Annotated in this window: 20 protein-coding genes; 8 read left to right on the forward strand and 12 right to left on the reverse strand. The window is 74.4% G+C overall.

Translation table 11 applies throughout. The features are described from left to right. Positions 1-81: 81 nt before the first annotated feature. Together IG86_RS0115500 and IG86_RS0115505 are read right to left on the reverse strand one after the other, a co-directional pair. Complete coding sequence (locus IG86_RS0115500; protein WP_007267191.1) at positions 82-744, reverse strand: helix-turn-helix transcriptional regulator; 663 nt, start codon at positions 742-744, stop codon at positions 82-84. A gap of 264 nt (positions 745-1,008) precedes the next feature. Beyond that, positions 1,009-1,665: a DUF3000 domain-containing protein gene (locus IG86_RS0115505; RefSeq protein WP_030651584.1), complete on the reverse strand. Its 657-nt coding sequence runs from the start codon at positions 1,663-1,665 to the stop codon at positions 1,009-1,011. Positions 1,666-1,756: 91 nt separating this feature from the next. Here IG86_RS0115505 and hemE point away from each other — a divergent pair, with 91 nt between their 5' ends. Further along, positions 1,757-2,821 carry a uroporphyrinogen decarboxylase gene (gene hemE / locus IG86_RS0115510; RefSeq protein ID WP_030897261.1) on the forward strand — a complete coding sequence of 355 codons (1,065 nt, stop codon included), beginning with the start codon at positions 1,757-1,759 and terminating at the stop codon, positions 2,819-2,821. Between the two features lie 79 nt (positions 2,822-2,900). Here hemE and IG86_RS0115515 read toward each other — a convergent pair whose 3' ends face one another. After that, complete coding sequence (locus IG86_RS0115515; protein WP_030897263.1) at positions 2,901-4,283, reverse strand: FAD-dependent oxidoreductase; 1,383 nt, start codon at positions 4,281-4,283, stop codon at positions 2,901-2,903. A 59-nt stretch (positions 4,284-4,342) separates the two neighbouring features. Further along, positions 4,343-5,377 carry a DUF4349 domain-containing protein gene (locus tag IG86_RS0115520; RefSeq protein WP_030897265.1) on the reverse strand — a complete coding sequence of 345 codons (1,035 nt, stop codon included), beginning with the start codon at positions 5,375-5,377 and terminating at the stop codon, positions 4,343-4,345. Between the two features lie 154 nt (positions 5,378-5,531). On the opposite strand from IG86_RS0115520, the gene hemG reads away from it, so the two are divergent. Then, complete coding sequence (hemG, locus tag IG86_RS0115525) at positions 5,532-7,016, forward strand: protoporphyrinogen oxidase (RefSeq protein ID WP_030824270.1); 1,485 nt, start codon at positions 5,532-5,534, stop codon at positions 7,014-7,016. Positions 7,017-7,020: 4 nt separating this feature from the next. After that, positions 7,021-7,734: a hydrogen peroxide-dependent heme synthase gene (hemQ, locus tag IG86_RS0115530; RefSeq protein ID WP_030651599.1), complete on the forward strand. Its 714-nt coding sequence runs from the start codon at positions 7,021-7,023 to the stop codon at positions 7,732-7,734. Between the two features lie 113 nt (positions 7,735-7,847). Here hemQ and IG86_RS0115535 read toward each other — a convergent pair whose 3' ends face one another. The 4 genes from IG86_RS0115535 to IG86_RS0115550 all read right to left on the reverse strand — a co-directional run bounded on the left by IG86_RS0115535 (position 7,848) and on the right by IG86_RS0115550 (position 12,969). Next, a complete protein-coding gene (locus IG86_RS0115535) occupies positions 7,848-9,569 on the reverse strand; it encodes an alpha/beta hydrolase (protein WP_051785200.1) in 1,722 nt (573 codons plus the stop codon). A gap of 101 nt (positions 9,570-9,670) precedes the next feature. Then, entirely contained in the window at positions 9,671-10,723 is a 1,053-nt protein-coding gene (locus IG86_RS0115540) for a TIGR04222 domain-containing membrane protein (RefSeq protein ID WP_030897269.1), read from the reverse strand. Beyond that, positions 10,720-12,084 (reverse strand): MbnB/TglH/ChrH family RiPP precursor modification enzyme, encoded by a 1,365-nt coding sequence (locus IG86_RS0115545; protein ID WP_030897271.1) that lies wholly within the window; start codon positions 12,082-12,084, stop codon positions 10,720-10,722. The genes IG86_RS0115540 and IG86_RS0115545 overlap by 4 nt, the downstream gene beginning before the upstream one ends. Before the next feature lie 132 nt (positions 12,085-12,216). Then, the gene (locus tag IG86_RS0115550) at positions 12,217-12,969 is read right to left on the reverse strand and encodes an aminoacyl-tRNA hydrolase (protein ID WP_030824281.1); all 753 of its coding nucleotides are present in this window, start codon (positions 12,967-12,969) and stop codon (positions 12,217-12,219) included. A 71-nt stretch (positions 12,970-13,040) separates the two neighbouring features. On the opposite strand from IG86_RS0115550, the gene IG86_RS0115555 reads away from it, so the two are divergent. Genes IG86_RS0115555 through IG86_RS0115565 form a run of 3 tightly spaced genes read left to right on the forward strand, consistent with a single transcriptional unit; the run spans position 13,041 to position 15,213 of the window. Continuing rightward, a complete protein-coding gene (locus IG86_RS0115555) occupies positions 13,041-13,715 on the forward strand; it encodes an AIM24 family protein (RefSeq protein WP_030824284.1) in 675 nt (224 codons plus the stop codon). Positions 13,716-13,732: 17 nt separating this feature from the next. Then, positions 13,733-14,566 carry an ABC transporter ATP-binding protein gene (locus tag IG86_RS0115560; protein ID WP_078905906.1) on the forward strand — a complete coding sequence of 278 codons (834 nt, stop codon included), beginning with the start codon at positions 13,733-13,735 and terminating at the stop codon, positions 14,564-14,566. After that, a complete protein-coding gene (locus IG86_RS0115565; protein ID WP_030897277.1) occupies positions 14,563-15,213 on the forward strand; it encodes a hypothetical protein in 651 nt (216 codons plus the stop codon). Before IG86_RS0115560 ends, IG86_RS0115565 begins: the two co-directional genes overlap by 4 nt. A 9-nt stretch (positions 15,214-15,222) precedes the next feature. Here the strand turns inward: IG86_RS0115565 and IG86_RS0115570 are convergent, their stop codons facing one another. The 3 genes from IG86_RS0115570 to IG86_RS0115580 form a co-directional block, all read right to left on the reverse strand. After that, positions 15,223-16,152, reverse strand: coding sequence for a polysaccharide deacetylase family protein (locus tag IG86_RS0115570; protein WP_030897280.1), 930 nt, complete (start codon positions 16,150-16,152; stop codon positions 15,223-15,225). A 70-nt stretch (positions 16,153-16,222) separates the two neighbouring features. Continuing rightward, the gene (locus IG86_RS0115575; protein WP_030824296.1) at positions 16,223-17,584 is read right to left on the reverse strand and encodes an alkaline phosphatase PhoX; all 1,362 of its coding nucleotides are present in this window, start codon (positions 17,582-17,584) and stop codon (positions 16,223-16,225) included. Positions 17,585-17,605: 21 nt separating this feature from the next. Continuing rightward, positions 17,606-18,163: a hypothetical protein gene (locus IG86_RS0115580; RefSeq protein WP_030824299.1), complete on the reverse strand. Its 558-nt coding sequence runs from the start codon at positions 18,161-18,163 to the stop codon at positions 17,606-17,608. 311 nt (positions 18,164-18,474) lie between these two features. Here IG86_RS0115580 and IG86_RS0115585 point away from each other — a divergent pair, with 311 nt between their 5' ends. Further along, positions 18,475-19,788: a cytochrome P450 family protein gene (locus tag IG86_RS0115585; RefSeq protein ID WP_045936415.1), complete on the forward strand. Its 1,314-nt coding sequence runs from the start codon at positions 18,475-18,477 to the stop codon at positions 19,786-19,788. 39 nt (positions 19,789-19,827) lie between these two features. After that, positions 19,828-20,907 carry an amidohydrolase family protein gene (locus tag IG86_RS0115590; RefSeq protein WP_234349188.1) on the forward strand — a complete coding sequence of 360 codons (1,080 nt, stop codon included), beginning with the start codon at positions 19,828-19,830 and terminating at the stop codon, positions 20,905-20,907. A 53-nt stretch (positions 20,908-20,960) separates the two neighbouring features. On the opposite strand, the gene IG86_RS0115595 is transcribed toward IG86_RS0115590, so the two are convergent. After that, entirely contained in the window at positions 20,961-21,386 is a 426-nt protein-coding gene (locus IG86_RS0115595) for an OsmC family protein (protein WP_030651629.1), read from the reverse strand. Positions 21,387-21,394: the final 8 nt, after the last annotated feature.

Consider the following 21,394-nt stretch of genomic DNA (forward strand, 5'->3'; position numbering starts at 1 on the left):
TCCCGGGGTATTCCGGGGGTCTCCCGGCAGGTTCCCGAGCGGCGGCTCCCGGGGTGGATATCCGGGGGCTCCGGCCGGCGGTCAGTGGATGATCCCGGTGCGCAGCGCCACGGCGACCATTCCGGCGCGGTCACCGGTGCCCAGCTTGCGGGCGATGCGGGCGAGGTGGGACTTGACGGTCAGGGCGGACAGGCCCATCGAGACGCCGATGGCCTTGTTGGACTGGCCCTCCGCGACGAGGCGCAGGACCTCGACCTCGCGGCCGGAGAGCTCGCGGTAGCCGCCCGGGTGGCTCGGGGCACCCGGGGGGCGGCGGTGCATACGGGCGGCGGCCGCGCCGATGGGGGCGGCACCGGGCCGGGTGGGGAGCCCGATGTTGGTCCGCGTGCCGGTGACGACGTAGCCCTTCACGCCGCCCGCGAGGGCGTTGCGCACGGCGCCGATGTCGTCGGCGGCGGACAGGGCCAGGCCGTTGGGCCAGCCCGCGGCACGGGTCTCGGAGAGCAGGGTGAGACCGGAACCGTCGGGCAGGTGCACGTCGGCCACGCAGATGTCGCGCGGGCTGCCGACGCGGGGGCGGGCCTCCGCGATGGACGACGCCTCGATCACGTCGCGCACGCCGAGGGCCCACAGATGGCGGGTCACGGTGGAGCGGACGCGCGGGTCGGCCACGACGACCATGGCGGTCGGCTTGTTCGGGCGGTAGGCGACCAGGCTTGCGGGCTGCTCGAGAAGAACGGACACCTAGGCCTCCTGGGGGAGTGGCGGGACGGCCGGCTCGGGGAAGGAAGCCGGTGCGAACCGTGCGGATGGTCACCCACTCCTTCGGCACGTCACCCGCCCGGCTTTAGGGAATGATCACGATTTGGTGAGTAACAATTCGGGCAAATAGGACGCACGATCGATCATCGGGTGATCAGAAGCCCACAACGGAGGCCGCGTTGCGACACGCGCTTGCGGCCTTCGACCGGTCGTTCCCCGTGCGGCGGCGGCCGTACGGCCCTGCGCCTACGGGTGGTGCGGACCGCGGCGCTGTGGCAGGGAGACCACGCCCGTCGCCGTGTCCGTCGGACCCACCGGCGGCAGCCCCGCGATCTGGCAGATCAGCTCGCACCAGGCCGACAGGTGTGCCGGGGTGTCCGGGACGCCGCCCACGCCCTCGCGAGGCGTCCACGAGGCCCGGATCTCGATCTGCGTCGCGGGCCGCCGCTCCGCGAGCCCGCCGAAGTAGTGCGAGCTCGCCATGGTCACCGTCCCGCTCGCCTCCCCGTAGGCCAGCCCGCGCGCTTCCAGGGCACCCGTGAGCCAGGACCAGCACACCTCCGGCAGCAGCGGGTCGGCGGCCATCTCGGGCTCCAGCTCCGCCCGTACGAGCGTCACCAGCCGGAAGGTCCCGTGCCAGGCGTCGTGCCCGGCGGGGTCGTGGAGCAGGATGAGCCGGCCGTCGGCCAGATCGTCCTCCCCGTCCACCACCGCGGCCTCCAGCGCGTAGGCGTACGGCGCCAGTCTCTGGGGCGGCTTCGTCGGGTCGATCTCGACCCCCGGGCGCAGCCTGGCCTTCTTCAAACCCTCGACCGCCCGGCGGAACGGGAGTGGGACGGAGCTCTCCTTCGCACTGTCCGTACCGTCGGCGCCATCTGAAAATCGTCCCTGAGCCGCAGCCATGCGGGGAAGACTAGGCGGTATGTGAGCCCGTACGGCGCAGGGACACCCGTGCCGGGCCGGGCACTTCTTCATACGTGCGAAGATTTGGGTCGTGAGCGCCAACGACAGCCCCAAGGGCCAGCCGAGCCAGACGTACGATTCCGCCTTCCTGAAGGCGTGCCGGCGGGAGCCGGTGCCGCACACACCGGTGTGGTTCATGCGGCAGGCCGGGCGCTCCCTCCCCGAGTACCGCAAGGTCCGCGAGGGCACCGCGATGCTCGAGTCCTGCATGCGGCCCGACCTGGTCACCGAGATCACCATGCAGCCGGTGCGGCGCCACAACGTCGACGCGGCGATCTTCTTCTCCGACATCGTGGTCCCGCTCAAGGCCATCGGCGTCGACCTGGACATCAAGCCCGGTGTCGGCCCCGTCGTCGCCCAGCCGATCCGCCGCCGCGAGGACCTCGCACAGCTGCGCGACCTCACTCCTGAGGACGTCGGCTACGTCACCGAGGCGATCGGCATGCTCACGAGTGAACTGGGCTCCACGCCGTTGATCGGTTTCGCGGGCGCGCCTTTCACCCTCGCGAGCTACCTCGTCGAGGGCGGCCCCTCGAAGAACCACGAGCACACCAAGGCCCTCATGTACGGGGACCCGCAGCTCTGGGCCGACCTGCTGGACCGCCTCGCGGAGATCACCTCCGCCTTCCTGAAGGTCCAGATCGAGGCCGGCGCCTCCGCGGTCCAGCTCTTCGACTCCTGGGTCGGCGCGCTCGCCCCGGCGGACTACCGCCGCTCCGTCATGCCCGCCTCGGCGAAGGTCCTGCAGTCCGTCGCCTCCTACGGGGTCCCCCGGATCCACTTCGGCGTGGGCACGGGCGAGCTCCTCGGCCTGATGGGCGAGGCCGGCGCCGACGTCGTGGGCGTCGACTACCGGGTCGCGCTCGACGAGGCGGCCCGCCGGGTCGGCCCGGGCAAGGCGCTCCAGGGCAACCTGGACCCGGCCGTGCTCTTCTCCACCACGGAGGCGGTCGAGGCCAAGACGGACGAGGTCCTCGCGGCGGCGGCCGGCCTGGAGGGCCACGTCTTCAACCTGGGCCACGGCGTCCTGCCGACGACCGACCCCGAGGCGCTGACCCGACTGGTGGACTACGTCCACACCAAGACGGCCCGCTGAGCGGAGAACCGCACCCGAGCACGATCGGAACGTCGGTCCGTGCCCCGCGCGACGGGGCACGGACCGACGTTTCGCACGGTCAGACGCCCGCCGCGCGGACCGCGGAGACCGCTTTGCGGGCCGCCACCATGACCGGGTCCCAGACCGGGGAGAACGGCGGGGCGTAGCCGAGGTCGAGCGAGACGACCTGCTCCACCGTCATGCCCGCCGTGAGGGCCACCGCCGCGATGTCCACCCGCTTCGCGGAGCCGGCGCCGCCGACGATCTGGACGCCGAGGAGCCGGCCCGTACGGCGCTCCGCCAGCATCTTCACCGTCATCTCCGCCGCGCCCGGGTAGTAGCCCGCCGTGTTGGTGGAGGTGATGGTGGCCGTCACGAAGCGCAGGCCCGCCTCCAGCGCGTCCCGCTCGCGCAGCCCCGTACGGGCGATCTCCAGGTCGCAGATCTTGCTGACCGCCGTGCCGACCACCCCGGGGAAGGTCGCGTAGCCGCCGCCCACGCCCGAGCCGATGACCTGGCCGTGCTTGTTGGCGTGGGTGCCCAGCGGGATGTGCCGGGTGCGGCCCGCGACCAGGTCGAGGACCTCCACGCAGTCGCCGCCCGCCCAGACGTTCTCGTGACCGCGCACGCGCATCGACAGGTCCGTGAGGATCCCGCCCGAGGGGCCGAGCGGGAGGCCGGCGGCGCGGGCCAGCGCCGTCCGCGGCTCCACGCCGATGCCGAGCACGACCACGTCCGCCGGGTACTCCTCGCCGGCTGACGTCGCCACCGCGCGGGCCCGGCCCTCGTCGTCGGCGAGGATCCCGGTGACCTCGGCGCCCGCCACGGTACGGATCCCCATCCGGTTCATCGCGGTGTGCACCAGGCCGCCCATGTCGGGGTCCAGCGTGGCCATCGGCTGCTCGCCCCGGTGCAGGACGGTCACCTCGTAGCCCCGCAGCACCAGGGCCTCGGCCATCTCCACGCCGATGTAGCCCGCGCCGACCACGACCGCCCGGCGGCCCCGCGTGCGCTCCAGCGCGTCCACGAGGCGCTGGCCGTCGTCCAGGGTCTGGATGCCGTACACCCCGTGCGCGCCGATGCCGGGCAGGCGCGGGCGGACGGGCCGGGCGCCCGTGGCCAGGACGAGCTTGTCGTAGTGCGTCCAGGATTCGGATCCGCCGTCCAGATCGCGGGCGCGGACCCGGGACCCGGGCAGATCGAGCTCCACCACCTCGGTGCGGGTGCGCAGGTCGATGTCCCGGGCGCGGTGCTCCTCGGGGGTGCGGGCGATCAGGTCGTCGCGCTCGGGGACCAGACCGCCGACCCAGTACGGGATGCCGCACGCCGAGTACGAGGTGAAGCGGCCGCGCTCGAAGGCGACGATCTCCAGGTCCTGCGGCCCCTTCAGCCTGCGGGCCTGAGACGCGGCGGACATCCCCGCCGCGTCGCCCCCGACCACCACCAGTCGTTCCGTCGCCATCGCCCGTACCGCCCCTTCACCGCCGTCGACTGGTGAACACGCTACGGGCGAACGCGCGTTCAGTCCTGCACGTCGGCCCCGGTGTCCGCAGCCGGAGCAGGGGCAGGGGCAGGACCCGCAGCCCCGGCCGCAGGCGCCGTCCGCGCCGCGGGCACCGGCATCCGCTTCGGGGTCGGGCCCGTCTTCGGCCGCACCGGACGCCACCGCCGGTACGCCCGGACCAGCAGCGCCACCACCGCGGCCGTCAGCAGGAAGGGCAGCAACGCGCCCAGCGCCACCATCAGGTAGCGCAGGATCCTCGTGAAGACGTCCCAGCCGCCGCTCAGCGCACCGAGGAAGGTGGGCTCCTTCTCCTTCTTCTCCTCCGCCGCCGCGGGGGCCGGTTCGGAGACCTCCAGAGTGATGGTGCCCATCGAGGTCTGGTCCTTCAGGGCCGTCTGCTGCGCCAGCAGCGACTCCAGGTCCGACTGGCGCCGGCTCAGCTCGCTCTCCAGCATCACCACCTCGCTCAGCGCCGAGGCCTTGCCCATCATCTCCCGCACCCGCGCCACGCTCGCCTGCTGCGAGGAGACACGGCTGTTGACGTCGGCGACCTTCTCGGTGACGTCCTGCGCGTCGACCTTGCGGTGCAGCAGCTTGCCGCTGCCCTCCATGGCGCCGAGCACGGCGTCGTAGCGCTCGCCGGGCACCCGCAGGGTCACCGTCGAAGTCATCCGGCCGTCCTCGCCGCGCTTGGTCGACTCGTTGCCGACGTACCCGCCCGCGCCGTCGGCCGCGGTACGGGCCGCGGCGAGCGTCTTCTGGACGTCCGTCGTCTCGATGCCGAGCGTCGCCGTACGGATGACGTTCGGGCGGACCGTGACCGGCGCCCCGTCGCTCTTGGCGGCCGACCCCGCCGACCCCGCCGGGGCCGGGGCCGCCGCGGCGCCCGCCGCCCCCTCCCGGGCCTTCCCGTCCGCCGCGGGCGGCGCGACCGCCGCCTTGTCGCTCGCCGAGCCCTGGCCGTCCGCGCCACAGCCGGTGAGCACGAGCACCCCGGTGAGGGAGAGGGCGGCCAGGGCCGCCGCGGAACGGTGTCTGCTGATGCTGTGCATCGCTGTAAACCCCCGATGATCGGCTGGTGTTGCCGTTTCGACGTACAGGGTCCCGTCGCGGGTTTCGCACGCGCGGTTCCGGGCCGGTCCCGATGCGGTCACGGTCCGGCCTCGGAGATCGATCTGAGACGATGTGTCCATGCACGAAGCGGACATGCGTACGGATCGGCCGGTGAGCCCCACCCGGTCCAGCGGCTCCCCGGGCCACGTCGTCGTCATCGGCGGCGGCATCGCGGGCCTCGCGGCGGCCCATCGGCTGCTCGCCGAAGGCGCCCGCGTCACGCTGCTGGAGGCCGGGCCGAGGCTCGGCGGCAAGCTGTACTCCGGCGAGCTCGCCGGGGCCCGCGTCGACCTCGGCGCCGAGTCCATGCTCGCCCGCCGCCCCGAGGCCGTGGCCCTCGCCGAGGCCGTCGGCCTGGCCGACGCCGTGCAGCCGCCCGCCACCGCCACCGCCCACCTGTGGACCCGTGGCGCGCTGCGGCCGATGCCGCGCGGCCACGTCATGGGCGTCCCCGGCGACCTCGGACCGCTCGCCGCCTCCGGGGTCCTCTCCGCCGAGGGCATGGCCCGCATCGAGGCCGAGCGGACCCTGCCGCCCGCCGAGGTCGGCGAGGACGTCGCCGTCGGCGCGTACGTGGCCGCCCGCCTCGGCCGCGAGGTCGTCGACCGGCTGGTGGAACCGCTGCTCGGCGGGGTGTACGCCGGCGACGCCTACCGCATCTCCATGCGGGCCGCCGTGCCCCAGCTCTTCGAGGCCGCCCGCACCCACGCCCTGCTGGGCGACGGCGTACGGGAGATCCAGCGCAGGGCGCAGACCCAGCCGCAGCAGGCCGGCCCCGTCTTCGCCGGCATCGAGGGGGGCATCGGACGCCTCCCGCTCGCCGTGGCCGAGGCCTGCCGTGCGGCCGGAGCGCGCATCGTCACCGGCGCCCCCGTCCGCGAGGTCCTTCGTACGGCTGAAGGCTGGCGCGTCGTGGCCGCCGAGGAGACCGTGGATGCGGACGGCGTCGTCCTGGCCGTCCCGGCCGGGCCCGCCGCCCGGCTGCTGGACACCCTCGCCCCGACCGCCGCCGCCGAACTGCACCAGGTCGAATACGCCTCGATGGCGCTGGTCACCATGGCCTTCCGGCGCGGCGACCTGCCCGAGGCCGTCTCCGGCGGCGGCGCCAGCGGCTTCCTCGTACCGCCCGTCGACGGCCGGACCATCAAGGCGTCCACCTTCTCCAGCAACAAGTGGGCCTGGGCGGGCGCCGATCCCGATCTCTTCCTGCTGCGCACCTCCGTGGGCCGGTACGCCGACGAGCGCGACCTGCAGCGCGAGGACGGCGAACTCGTCGAGGTGTCCCTCGCCGACCTCGGCGAGGCCGTGGGCCTGACGGCCCGGCCGGTCGCCTCCACCGTCACACGCTGGGACGGCGGGCTGCCCCAGTACCCGGTCGGCCACCTCGGCCGGGTCGCCCGGATCCGCGGCGCCGTCGAGGCCCTGCCCGGCCTCGCGGTGTGCGGCGCGCTCTACGACGGCGTGGGCATTCCGGCCTGCATCGCGAGCGCCGGCCGGGCCGCGGACACGGTGATCGCCGCGCTCGCTGCGCGTACGGCACCCCTGGCGCCGACCACTGATCAGCGCACGGGACAATAGGCACATGACTGCACCAGAGAAGATTCCCAACGCGGGGAAGAAGGCGAAGGACCTCAACGAGGTCATCCGCTACACCCTGTGGTCCGTCTTCAAGCTGAAGGACGTCCTGCCGGAGGACCGCGCCGGTTTCGCCGACGAGGTCCAGGAGCTGTTCGACCAGCTGGCCGCCAAGGACATCACCGTCCGCGGCACCTATGACGTCTCCGGCCTGCGCGCCGACGCCGACATCATGATCTGGTGGCACGCGGAGACCGCGGACGAGCTGCAGACCGCGTACAACCTGTTCCGCCGTACCAAGCTGGGCCGCGCGTTGGAGCCGGTGTGGTCGAACATGGCCCTGCACCGCCCGGCCGAGTTCAACAAGTCGCACATCCCCGCCTTCCTGGCCGACGAGGTCGCCCGCGACTACGTCAGCGTCTACCCCTTCGTCCGCAGCTACGACTGGTACCTGCTGCCCGACGAGGACCGTCGCCGCATGCTCGCCGACCACGGCAAGATGGCCCGTGGCTACCCCGACGTGCGCGCCAACACCGTCGCCTCCTTCTCGCTGGGCGACTACGAGTGGCTGCTGGCCTTCGAGGCGGACGAGCTGTACCGCATCGTCGACCTCATGCGTCACCTGCGTGCCTCCGAGGCCCGCATGCACGTCCGTGAAGAGGTGCCCTTCTACACCGGGCGCCGCAAGTCCGTCGCCGACCTGGTGGCCGGGCTCGCCTGATACCTCCCCTGGGGGGAAGGACCGGAGGTCGACCACACCGTCAGGTGAGTGCCTCCGGTGGATCGGGAGGCCCAGCCCCCGAAACGACGCAGCCGGAGATCCCGCCCGGAAGTTCAGACGACCGGCGGCAGCAGCGCCCTGCGGGCGCCCGCCGCCCCGTCGTCCAGCGACACCGGTGCGGGCTCCGGATGCGGCGCGCAACCGACGCGCCACCCCGGGGTGGCGCCCGTCAGCAGGTACCGCTCCACGTGCCGGTCCACGCACCCGTTGCGTCCGCCGGCCACACCGTGGGAGCCGGCCCCCGTCTCCGTCACCAGTGACGCCCGCGCACCGAGCCGCCGCTGGAGTTCCAGCGCGCCCGGGTAGGGGGTCGCGCCGTCCCGTTCCGCCGCGACCACGAGGGTCCGCGGCAGCCGCTCGGGCTGCGACCCGACCGGCACCGGCGACTGCCGTCCGCGCACCGGCCAGGAGGCGCACGGCAGGTTGAGGAAGGCGTTGGCCCAGGTCTCGAAGGGCGCCGTACGGGCCAGCTCGGTGTTGTCGCGGTCCCAGGTCCCCCAGTCCGCGGGCCAGGGGGCGTCGTTGCACAGCACCGCCGTGTAGACGGCCGTCGCGTTCTCGGCCTCGGCCGCCGCCGCCGGGTCGGGGGCGGCCTGGGCGGCCAGCACCGAGGGATCGCCGCGCAGGAACGCGGCCAGGGCCGCCGCCCGGTCCGGCCAGACGTCGTCGTAGTACGCGGCCTGCAGGAGGGCGGCCCGCAGTTCGCCCGTCCCGACGGTCCCGCCGGCGGGGGTGCGGGCCACCGCGTCGCGGACCCGCTCGTAGCCCGCCTGCACGGCAGCCGGGGTGGTGCCGAGCCCGTAGGTGGCGTGGTGCCGGGCCACCCAGGACCGGAAGTCGTGCCAGCGCGCCTCGAACCCGCGCGACTGGTCGAGGTTGTTGCGGTACCAGACGCGGCGCGGATCGGGATCGACCGCCGAGTCGAGCACCATCCGGCGGACGTGGCGCGGGTACAGGGTGGCGTAGACGGCCCCGAGGTAGGTGCCGTACGAGGCACCCATGAAGGTCAGCTTCTCCTCGCCGAGCGCGGCGCGCAGCACGTGCAGGTCACGGGCGTTGTTCAGGGTGGTGTAGTGCGGCAGGGCCGCCCCGGCCCGGCGGGCGCAGCCGCGGGCGTACTCCCGGGCCTGCGCGAGGCGTTGCATCTTGTACGCGGGGGAGGGGCGGACCGGCTCCTGGGTGGGGCCCTTCGGCCGGGCCGCCGGGTCCCGGCAGGACAGCGGGGCCGAGCGCCCGACACCGCGCGGGGCGTAGCCCACGAGGTCGTAGGCGGCGGCGATCCGCTCCCAGCCGGGGAGCCCGGCGACGAGCGGGAAGTACATCCCGGAGGCACCGGGGCCGCCCGGGTTCTGTACGAGCGCGCCCTGGCGTGCGGCGCCGCGGGCTGCGGTGGCGGTGGCCCGGCTGACGGTGAGGGAGATCTGCGGGCCGTCGGGACGGGCGTAGTCGAGCGGGACGCGCAGGGTGGCGCACCGGACGTTCGACGGCAGTGCCTCGGCGGCGGGGCAGGTGCGGAAGTCGAGAGCTGCGCCGCCGCCGTCCGGGGAGGCGGCCGCCGCGAGGGCCGCGCGGCGGGCGACGAGCGCGGCGCCGGCGCTCTCTGCGTCGGACGCCTCGGACGCCTCGGACGCCTCGGACGCCTCGGACGCCTCGGAGGCGTCGGTGCCGGCGCTGTCCGGGGTCTGCGGGACGGGTGCGGCCACGGCGGTGGGGGCGCACAGGGCGAGGAAGAGCGCGGCCACGACGGATCCGTGGCGTGCGGTTCTCGTTCGCATGGCGCCCCTGCCTCTCATCCGATGAACCGATGAGAGGCCCGGGCGGCGCACTTGTAAAGGATCATTGGCCGGTGTCGGCGGCCGTGACCCCGGTTGCCGTATCAGGAACTGCTGGAACAGCTGGAACTGCTGGAACTCGAACAGCTGGAACTGGAACTGGAACAGCTGGAGCCGCTCGAACCGGAACAGCTGGAGGAGGAGCCGCCACAGCTCGAACCACTGCTGCCCGAGCAGCCGGAGCCACCTGCGCAGCTGCTGCCGGAGGAGCCGCAGCCCGAGCCGCTCCCGCCGCCCCCGTCGCTCATGGCGCACCACATCACCGGCAGCAGCTCGGGCGAGGAGTCGGAGGAGGACGAGTGGCTGTGCGGGCGGTGGGAGCGCGCCCCCGACTGGGCCATCGCGAGCCGGGTGTCGCGCGCGGCGGGCACCAGCTGCTGGCGCAGGAACGGGTCCCGCAGGCCGCGCAGGCCGAAGAGCGCGGTCTGTACGTGCGGGGTCCGGTCGTTCACGTACGCGGAGCGCATGGCGAGCAGCGCCCGCAGCCCGGCCCGGGTGACCCGGTTGCGGACCCGGGCCGTGCAGAAGAGGCCCACGACGATGCCCGCGAACAGTGCCGGCGCCACCATCGCGATGAACGGCACGCCGGGGCCGGAGTCGAGGGCGAAGCCCACGACGGTCAGCGGGATCGACGCCATCAGCCAGACCACGCACACGACGGCCTGGATCACTCCCCAGCGGCGCCAGGTCCGGCCGGTGCCGGGCGGGGCGACCAGCCCGCGGGCGGCCAGCGCGCCCCCGATCTCCTGGACGGCCGGGTCGCACATGGCGGCGTAGCGCACCTGGTAGAGCCACCCCGAGGGGGCTGCGGCGTGGGCCTGGAGCACGGCGCGTTCGGCGGGGTCTGCGGCCCGCGCCCCGGGGCGCACCTGGACGATGCCGGGACCGCCGACGACCAGCCGGCCGTCCCCGAGCATCGAGACGAGCGCGGTGTCCACGACGGTGGCGGGCCCGCCCACCACGAACGCGGCCTCGGACAGGTCGTGCAGGCCCGCCGACGGGCCCGCCGGTGTCGGCCGGGCGCGGCGCAGCCCGCGCAGGAGCAGGACGGAGGAGACGACGACGGCGATCCAGATCGCGACGGCGAGGATGTTCACGCCGCCCTCCCCGTGAGCGTCCGGGCCCAGCGCACGATGCGGCGCGGCGGCCTGGCCCCCGCCCGTTCCCGCCACCAGGCGGTGAGCCGGCGCCGCGCGGCCGGGTCGGCCGGCAGGTCCTGGATCAGCAGGTGCTCGGCGAAGTCCAGCGCGTCCCGGCGGTATCCGGCGGTCATGGGCCGGCGCTTGGCGTACGTCAGGAACGCCTCGCGGTACGGGTCGCGGCCGCCGAGGATGCCGGGCAGTTCCGGAGCCACCTTGGCGACGACGTCGGCCCGCTTGGCGGCCAGCGCCCGTACCTGCACGCGGATGCGCGCGCGGTCGAAGCCCTCGGGCACGGGTGTCCCGGCCACGAGCGCGGAGAGCAGGGCGGCCTGGCCGAGCCCCACCCGGGTCCGGGCGGCCTCGCAGGCCCCCCGCCCCCCGGGCCGGGGCTGCACCCCGGGCTCGGGCTGCGGCGCGGCCTTCGGCTCCGGCGCGGCCGCGCGCACGGTGTTCGCCGCGCTCGCCCCCGGCCGGGCAACCGCTCCTTCCGAGGCCGTGCGGCCGACCGTCACCACCTCGCGGATCGCGGCCAGTTCGCCCGCCAGCTCCGCCTCCGGCGGGAAGTCGTCGTCGCGCTCCAGCAGGACGCCCGCCGGCTCCACCCGGGAGCGCAGCTCGGCCAGCAGGTCGAGCACCTCCGGCGGTACGGGGTGGGCGTGGGTGTCGTGCCAGACACCGCCCCGTTCGACGCCGCCCGCCACGTGCACGTACGCCAGCGCCTCCAGCGGGATCGCGTCGAGGACGGCGGCCGGGTCCTCGCCCCGGTTGACCCGGTTGGTGTGCAGGTTGGCCACGTCGATGAGCAGCCGCACCCCGGTCCGCTCGACCAGCTCCGTGAGGAACTGCCCCTCCGTCATCTCCTCGCCCGGCCACGAGAACAGCGCGGCGATGTTCTCCAGCGCCAGCGGCACCGGCAGCGCGTCCTGCGCGATCGTCACGTTCTCGCACAGCACGTCCAGCGCGTCGCGGGTGCGCGGCACCGGCAGCAGGTGCCCGGCCTCCAGCAGCGGCGAGGAGGTCCGTACGAAGGCGATGTGCTCGGTGACGAGCGGCGCCCCCAGCGCCACCGCCCGCTCGCCGAGGGCCGCCAGCTTCTCCGGGTCAGGGCGGTCGGCGCCGCCGAGGCCGAGCGAGACCCCGTGCGGGACGATCCGCGTGCCGCGCTCGCGCAGCCGCCGGAGCCCCTCGGGCAGGTGGCCCGGGCAGATGTTCTCGGCCACCACCTCGACCCAGTCCAGGCCGTCCAGCCGTTCGACGGCGTCCGCGATCTCCGGCCGCCAGCCGATGCCCACCCCCAGGTGTGCCATGGGCTTCATGTCCCCTCGCCCCCTCTCTTCGTACCGTGTGCGGATGTCATGGCCCCGACGCAGTCGCGCCAATCCGCACGAGGGGACGTTCAGAGCAACATTTGAGGTTCCCGGCGGTCCGCCCCGGCCGCAGGAAGGCCGTCAGAGCCGGGCGCGGAGCGCCGGATGGTCGGCGACGACGGTCGCGCTGCCGGGGGCGATCTCGGTGAACCCGGCGTCGCGGACCACCGGCAGCCCGCTCCCGCTCAGCTCCGCCCACCGCTCGCGCGGGGCCGTCCGCACGGCCAGGCGGAAGCCCGACTCCTGCCAGGCGGCCCGCTCCGCACCCGTCAGCTCCCACCACGCCAGCTGCGCCGCGTGCCCGGCCTGGGCCATCGCCTTGCCGGCCGACATCTCCAGCGCGGGATTGAGCCACAGCACCGGCAGAGCGGGGCCGGCGGCCGCGGCGACCGGTGCCGGGTCGTCGAGGTCGGTGCCCGACACCTGGAGCTTGGCCAGCTCCTTGGGCCAGCCGTCGAGGGGCACCGGCGGGAAGACCCGGACCTGTGCGGCCTCCCCGTGGACGGTGACGCCGGGCAGGGTCTCCGCCTTGCGCCACTCCGCACCGCGCGCCCGCCGGACCACCTTGCGGATCCGCGCGTCCTGCCAGTCACGGACCGCCTGCGCCCACTCGCCCTCGCCCCGCGCCCGCTCGTCGGTGAGCAGCACCAGCACCGCCCGGGCCGCGGTCTCCAGGGCGTCGGTCCGGGCGGGCGGCTCCGCCTTCTCGATGCGCACCACCAGCGGCAGGACGAACTGCGGGGCCTCGTCGCGCAGTACGTGCTCCCGCCGGAAGGCGCTGTCGGACCCGACCGCCGGTACGGCCGGGGTGTCGTTCGTGTGCTGACTGCTCATCCCGCCAAGGATGCCAGGCTCCGCCTTCAGGAGGATGTCCCGGGTGGCCGGTCCGGGTGAGGATCAATGCCATGAAGAGTGATCTTTTCGCGTCCGAGAACCTGGCCCAGGCCGCCGTCGCGCCCGGCATGAGCCTGCAGAACGCCAAGTCCGTGCGGTACAACGTCAACGGGGAGATGCTGGCCCGTCAGGGAGCGATGGTCGCCTTCCGCGGCAACCTGCAGTTCGAGCGCAAGGGCCAGGGCATAGGCGGCATGCTCAAGCGGGCCGTCACGGGCGAGGGCCTGGCGCTCATGTCCGTACGCGGCCAGGGCGAGGCCTGGTTCGCCCACCAGGGCGGCAACTGCTTCGTCATCGACTTCGAGCCGGGTGACGCGCTCACCGTCAACGGCCGCAACGTGCTCTGCTTCGACCCGACCCTGTCCTACGAGATCAAGATGGTGAAGGGCGCCGGCATGACCGGCGGCGGCCTCTTCAACAGCGTCTTCACCGGCACCGGCAAACTCGCCGTCGTCTGCGACGGCCACCCGATCATCATCCCGGTGACCGCGCAGTCGCCGGTCTTCGTCGACACGGACGCGGTGGTCGGCTGGAGCGCCCGGCTGGAGACCGGCCTGCACCGCTCCCAGTCGGTCGGCTCGATGATCCGCGGCGGCTCCGGCGAGGCCGTCCAGCTGAAGCTGAGCGGCGAGGGCTTCGTCATCGTGCGCCCGAGCGAGGTCACCGAGACGGTGACGGGGCACTGACCACCGACCGCGGCGCACTGACCCTGACCGGCGTCGGCCGCCGTTACGGGCCGCGCCGGCCCTGGGTGCTGCGCGGGATCTGCCTGGAGGTGCCGCCCGGCGCCCTCGTCCGGATCGAAGGCGGCAACGGCGGCGGGAAGTCCACCCTGCTGCGGCTCGTCGCCGGGATCGACGCCCCGACCGAGGGGCGCGTCGGCGGACGCCCGCCGCGCACCGCCTACGTCCCCGAGCGGTTCCCGGTGGCGCTGCCGCTCACGGCCCTGTCCTACCTGACGCACCTGGGCCGGGTGCACGGGCTCGGGCGGGCCGAGGCGGCCCGGCGGGCGGCGCACTGGCTGGACCGGTTCGGGGCCGCGGGCCACGCCCGCACCCCCATGGCCGAACTGTCCAAGGGGACCAGCCAGAAGGTGGCCGTCGTCCAGGCGCTCCTCGCCGGGCCGGATCTGCTGGTCCTCGACGAGGCCTGGACCGGACTGGACGCCCGCGCCCGGAGCGAGCTGGACCTGGCAGTGGCCGAGCGCACCGCCGCCGGAGCGGCGGTGGTGTTCGTCGACCACGACCCGGCGCGGCTCGCGGGCGTGTCCGACGCGCACTACCGGGTCGAAGGGACCGGGCTGGCGCCGGTGGCGCCGGTGGCGCCGGTGGTCCCGGCCGTGGCCCCGGGGTCCCGCGTGCGGATCCGGGCCGCCGCGGCGCCGGGCAGCGTCCTGCCCCCCGGCCTGTCGGGCCGGCCCGGTCCCGACGGCGCCGTCGTGCTGACCGTGGACGCCGCCCGCTCCGACGAGGTGCTGCGCACGCTCCTCGGCGCCCGCCCGCCCTGGCACGTGCGCACCGTGGAGGAACTGCCGTGACCGCCCTGCTGCGCTACCAGGGGGCGCTGCTGCTGCGCTCCCAGCGGTGGCTCGCCCCCTTCGTCGCCTACGCCGCCTTCGTGGCCGTCGGGATCCGGCCGGGCGACCCGGTGCTGGACTCCCTCGGCTACGCGGCCGCCGGCCTGGTCCCGCTCGCCGCCTGGCTGGTCCGGATCTGCGTCACCAACGAGCCCGGCGCGGCCCGCGACTGCGCGGCCGCCGCGGCCGGTCCGGTACGGGTGCACGCGGCCGCCCTGCTCACCGGCCTCGCCGGGGCGCTGCTCACCGGAGCCCTGGCGGCCGCCGCGGCGCTCCTGGTCTGCGACAGGGCCGCGACGGGCCCCGGCGCGGCCGCCGTCGCGGGCGCCCTGGTGACCGTGGTGTGCGCCCTGACCGGGTCGGCCGTCGGCGCGCTGAGCGGCCGACCGCTCGTACGGCGCCGGGGCTACGGGATCCTGGCCGCGGCCCTCGGCTCCCTGCTCGCCCTGGTCCTCGCGCCCTCCCCGGCCCGTGGCGCGGTGTCGGCCCTGGTCTCGGGGGCGCGTTCGGGCACGGCAGAGGTGCCGCTCACGGCCCTGGCGGTCGCGCTCGCGCTGGCCGCCGCCACGGGCACGGCGGCCTGCCTGGCCGCCGCCCGGCGGGGCTGAACCCCCGTGTCACGTGCCGATGAGCTCGGAGACCTTCACGAACCGGTAGCCGCGCTTGCGCAGTTCCGGGACGATCTTCCGGATGGCCTCCTCGGTGACCGGGGCGGCGCTGCGCGTGCAGTGCATCACCACCACCGAGCCGGGCTTGACTCCGGCGAGGACCTGTTCGGCCACCGCGTCCGGGTCCTTCGCGAAGGCGTCCCCGCTGACCACGTCCCACTGGACCGCCGTGACCTTGGCCGTGGACAGGGCCCGCAGCGCCGGGTCGTCGTAGCAGCCGCCGGGGAAGCGGAAGTACGGGACGGTGTTGACGGCGCCGGCCTGCCGGAAGGCGGCGAAGGCCCGGTCCACGTCGGCCCGGGCGGCCGCGCCGTCGAGCGCGGGCAGCCCGTAGCACGGGGACTTGAAGGCGTGGTGGCTGTACGAGTGGTTGGCGATCTCGAAGTTCGGGTCGGTCCCGATGGACTTGGCCTGGTCCGGGTACTCCTCGGCCCAGCGGCCCGTCATGAAGATCGTCGAGGGCACCTTGAGGGTGCGCAGCGCCGAGATCAGCTCGGGGTTGTCGAAGCGCTCCCCGCCCGCGGCGCGCGGCCCCTGGTCGGAGGTCATGTCGGCGTCGAAGGTCAGGGCCACGGTCTTGTCCGCGTGCTGCTTCGCCCGCTCGAAGACGGGGGTCAGGCCGTTCGGGCCGGGGGCCAGGGTCGGGGCCCTGCCGGGGGCGCCGGCGGGCGGGGCGCCCGGCAGGGGGCTCTGGGAGGCGGCCGCGGCGCCGGGAGCGGAGGCCGCCGGGGACGCGGGGGCGGACGCCGGGGGCGTGCCCAAACGGGCTTCGCGGCCGGCGTCCGGGGAGCCGGAGCCGCCCCCGCAGCCCGCGAGGGAAGCGGTGAGGGCGGCACCGAGTGCGGCCGCGGCCGCCACCTTGCGCACAGAAATGGTCACGTACGCAAAATATATGACTATGTGACAAGTGGACGTCAGCGGCACTCCCTGTCGTGCCGCAGGACCCCGGTCAGCGCCGCCAGGGGCCCGTCACCGCGAAGGTGGTGCCCGGGGCGTAGGCGTTGACGTACATCGTCCGCCCGTCGGGGGAGAAGGTGACCCCGGCGAACTCCCCCCACTCCGGGGCCCCCGGCCCGCCGATGTCGTCGGCGTTGCGGGCCACCGGATAGACCTCGCCGCCCGCCGTGACCCCGAACACGTACTGCGCTCCGCCGCCGTCCTCGCACACCATCAGCCCGCCGTCCGGGGCCAGGCAGATGTTGTCGGGGGAGTCCCCGGGCAGCTGTACGTCGGCGGCCGGCCCGAAGAGCACGTCGAGCCGGAGCCGGGCGCGGCGCGGATCGTAGAACCACACCTGTCCGTGGTGGTCGGCGGGCGCGCCCTCGCCCCGGCGGGCGTAGCTGGACACGAAGTGGACGCCGTGGCCTCCCCAGTAGCAGCCCTCCAGCTTCTGCGCGTGGGTGATGCCTCCCCGGCCGAAGTCCTGGTGCCGGATCGGGGTGCCGGCGGCCGAGGGGTCCGGCACGGGCACCCATTCCACCGGGAACTCCGCGCCGGGCTCGTCCACCACCGCCAGGTCCGCCAGCCCCGGAACCCGCAGGGCCTCCAGGGCTCCGCCGGCCCGCAGCGAACCGGCGCCGCCGAGCGGCCGCTCCGGCAGGAACCGGTAGAACAGCCCGAACGGCCGGACGAAGGCGTCCTCGGTCTCGTACACCACTCCGCGGTACGGGTCGACGGCGACGGCCTCGTGCGCGAAACGGCCCATCGCGGTGAGCGGGACCGCGCCCGAGCGGTGCGGCCGGGCGGGGTCCACCTCGAAGACGTAGCCGTGGTCGCGGGTGTAGCCGGCGCTGCCGGCGCGGTCCTCGGTCTCCTCGCAGCTCAGCCAGGTGTTCCAGGGGGTGCGGCCGCCCGCGCAGTTGACGGCGGTGCCGGCGAGGGCGACCCGCTCGACGGTGACCCGCCCGTCCGCGGCGAGCTCCAGGACCGTGCAGCCGCCGAGCGCCCCGGGGTCGTAGGTCAGCCCCGGTACGGCGGGGACCCGCAGGGCGGCGGTGGCGCGGTTCTCGTGGTTGCGCACCAGCCGCACCCGGCCGCCTCCGGCGTCGAAGGCGGCCATGCCGTCGCAGTTGGCGGGAACGGCGCCCTCACCGGAGCGCAGCGGCCCGCCCGCACGCGAGAGCACCCGGTAGGAGAACCCGGCGGGCAGGTCGAGGAGCCCGCGCGGGTCGGGGAGCAGCGGACCGTACCCGCCGCCGGCCCGGGCGGCGGCCCGGGCGGAGGCGGGGGAGCCGCCGGCGAACAGCGCGCCCAGCGCTCCGCTGAAGGCGATCGTGCCGGCGGCGAGCAGGCTGCGTCGGGTGACGGACATCGGCGGCTCCTGGAGCGGACGTCAGGGGCGGGTGGTGCCGGGCAGGCAGGTGACCGCCGGGTTGAAGGTCTCGTGCAGGCCGCGGGGGTTCTTCTTCCACAGCCACAGGTGCAGGGCGTAGTGGACCGGCTGGCCGGGGAAGTTGCCGGGCTTGGGGCCCTTGAACGCGGTGCCGAACATGGTCGGGCGGTCGTCGTCCGTCGTCAGCTTCTGGTCGCGGTCGTAGACCAGCCACTGGACCCCGACGAGACGCTTGCCGCCGTGCCCGTCGTCCTCGTAGTACAGCGCGGCGGGCTTCGCCGGGTCGACGGAGTTGTCGTACGCGTGGTTGAAGTGCGGGTAGCCGAGCGCGCCGGTCCGCCCCGCCTTGTCGAAGACGCAGTACTTGTCGGGGACGTAGCCGGCCGCCACCGCGTTGGCGTGCACCTGGTACCTGGCGGTGGCGCTGTAGGCGGCCGCCCGGTCGGCCAGGGCCCGTCCGGCGTCCGGGCCGTGGCCTGCGGAGGCCGGCGGCGCGGCGACGGCCGCCAGGGCGAGCGAGGCGGCTGCGGTGAGGGCGGGGGCGAGACGTCGGACCATGCGCGGGCTCCTCGTGACGGGCTGGCTGGTGGCACAGCAGCCCTTCCCGCCGCCCGTCGCGCCCGCCCCGCGCCCGCCCCGTACACGGCACGGACGGGCGACCGCCGATCGGCCGACGGCCGAGCCGCCGCCGCCCGGCCGACCGGTGGCCGGGCGACCGCACGAGGACCGTCCCGCCCCCGCAGCGGGCGGCTCACCCGATCGGGAGCCGGGCCGTTTCGCGGTGCACCGGCACGGGGAACCGGTGAGTCCGCAGACGGCCGTTGCGACGGCCACGGCCACGGCGGCGAGTGCGACGGAGGGTGCGGAACATGGCGCAGCGGGATGCGGCACCGAACGGCGACGGAGAACTGCGGGACATCGTGTCGGCCGTCTCCAGGGGCGCGCCGGAGTACCGGCAGTGCCCCCACCCCGTGTACGCGGCCCTGCGCGAGCAGGACCCGGTGTGCCGGCTGACCCCTCCCCACGGGATCGACACCTATCTGATCACCCGCCACGACGACGCCCGCGACGCCCTGTCGGACCCCCGGTTCAGCAAGGACATGCGCGGCGCGATCGACACCTACCACGCGGTGTACGGCAGCTTCTTCGACGCGCTCGACGACAACGTGCTCTTCTCGGACCCGCCGCGGCACACCCGGCTGCGCCGCATCCTGCGGAGCGCCTTCACCCCCCGGCGGGTGGAGCAGATGCGTCCGCGGATCACCGAGATCGCGGAGACGATCCTGGCCGAGTGCCGCAGGGCCGGCACGGTCGATCTGATGACCTCGTTCGCGTTCCCGCTGCCCGTTGCGGTCCTGTGCGAACTGATGGGCATCCCGCAGGAGGACCGCCCGGAGATCCTGGAGCAGTTCGCGGTGGTCACCCGCTCCCGGTTCGACCCCAGCCGCAGGGCGGAGCTGAAGGCGGCCGAGGAGCGGCTCCAGCACCGGCTGGAACGGCTGATCTCCGACACCCGCGACCACCCGTCGGACACCTTCCTCAGCGACCTCCTCCAGGCGGAGGAACGCCTGGAGGACCCCGAACTGGTGGCGTCGCTGTGGGTCCTGTTCTTCGCGGGCCACAAGACCACCGCCTACCAGATCGGCAATTCCGTCCTCAACCTGCTGCTCCACCCCGACCAGGCGGCCCGACTCCGCCGGGACCCGCGGCTCATCCCGGGTGCGGTCGAGGAGATGCTGCGCTTCGAGGGGTCGGTGGAGACCTCCACCTTCCGGTACGCGGCCCAGGAGGCCCGGATCAGGGACACGGTGATCCCCAAGGGCTCGCTGGTGCAGATCGCGCTCTCCTCGGCCAACCGGGACCCGGAGCGGTTCGACGCGCCCGACGAGCTGGACGTGACGCGCGAGGGGCTGCAGGGCACGCACCTGGGCTTCGGCCACGGCACCCACTACTGCCTGGGGGCGCCGCTGGCGCGGCTCGAACTCGAGATCGCGCTGACCTGCCTGCTGCGGGACTTCCCCGACATGCGGCCGGTGGACCTGGAGGAGACCCGGGGCGCGTGGCTCAAGGGCCCGGTCGCGGCCTTCCGGGGGCTGGAGCACCTGCGGATCGTCCTGGACCCCTCGCGCCCGGACGGCGACCCCGGCGAGCCGACCCTGGCCTCCGTGGCCTCCGGAAAGTAACCCAGACCCGATGGGCGGTGGATTGGCATGACGGATTCCGTGAGTACCCCCGTGCGGCTCCTGGGAACGCCGGCGGACGAACTGCGCATCGCGGCGGTGGGCACCAGCGAGGTCATCCGGATCGCCCGGGGTCCCTCCGCTCCGGCCGGGGACACCGCGGGCACGGTCCATTCGAAGATCGACATGCACCACCACTACTGCGCTCCGGAGTGGCGCGAGTGGGCGGTGCACCACGGACTGATCGCGCCGGAGCAGCTGCCCCCGTGGGCCCGGCTCGACACCGAGGCGTCGATCCGGTTCATGGACGACGCGGGCATCACCACAGCGGTCCTCAAGCCGATGCTGCCGGCGCGCTACCGGTCGTCGGCCCAGCTGCGCGAGGCGATCAACATCACGCTGCGGTCGATGATCGAGGTGGCGACCTCGCACCCGGGGAGGTTCTCGTACTACGTGCCGCTCTTCCTGGACGACCAGGAGGCGTCGTCCTGGGCCGTGCGCCGCGGGCTCGGGCAGCTCGGCGCCGCGGGCGTCAACGTGACCGCGAACTACGGGGGCGTCTACCTCGGTGACCCCGCCTACGACCGGCTCTTCCACGAACTGAACGAATGCTCGGCCGTGGTGGACACCCACCCGCACAACCTTCCGGGCGGCCCGCCCGGCGCGCCGACGGTTCCGGGCATCCCGAACTTCATGTGCGACTTCCTGCTGGACACCACCAGGGCGGCCGTGAACATGATCAGCAGGAGGACGCTGGACCGCTTCCCGGACATTTCCGTGGTCCTGCCGCACGCCGGCGGCTTCCTCCCGTACATCGCCACGCGCCTTCAGGCCCTGGGCCGGTTCTGCGAACCGAGCGTGGAGCCCGAGACCGTCCGCGACCACCTGAGCCGCTTCTACTACGACACCGCGGGTCCCATGGCGCCCGCGGCGACCCTGCTGGAGCACGTGCCGGCCGACCACGTCCTCTTCGGCACGGACTGGCCCGCCGCCCCCGCGGACACAGTCATCGACCTGGCGCTGCCCGCCCTGGAGGCGGACCCGGCCTTCACGCCGGAGCAGCTGCGGGGGATCTACCAGGGCAACGCGATGCGCCTGATCCCGCAGCTGGCGACGGCCTGACGGACGCCGGGGGTGCGGGCCGCGCCGTGCGGCCCGCACCCCTCCGTCCGTGATCAGGCGAGCTTGGCGCTCAGGGTGATCGTGGTACCGGTCAGGGCCTGGCTCACCGGGCAGTTCTTCTTGGCGTCCTCGGCGGCGGCGACGAAGCCGTCGTTGTCCAGGCCCGGGACCTCGCCCTCCACGGTGAGGTGGATGCCGGTGATGCCCTCACCCGGCTGGAAGGTGACGTCGGCCTTGGTCTCCAGACGGGTGGGCGGGGTGCCCGCACCCGCGAGGCCGTGGGAGAGCGCCATCGAGAAGCAGCTGGAGTGGGCGGCGGCGATCAGCTCTTCCGGGCTGGTCTTGCCGTTCGCGGCCTCGGAACGGGCGGGCCAGGAGACGTCGTACGAACCGATGCCCGAGGAGTCGAGGGTGACGACGCCCTTGCCCTTGAGCAGGTCGCCTTCCCAGACGGTGTGCGCGTGACGCGTGGTGGCCATGGTGATCC

Origin of the sequence: Streptomyces virginiae, from assembly GCF_000720455.1 — a bacterium.
In the GTDB taxonomy this organism is placed as follows: Bacteria; Actinomycetota; Actinomycetes; order Streptomycetales; family Streptomycetaceae; genus Streptomyces; species Streptomyces virginiae.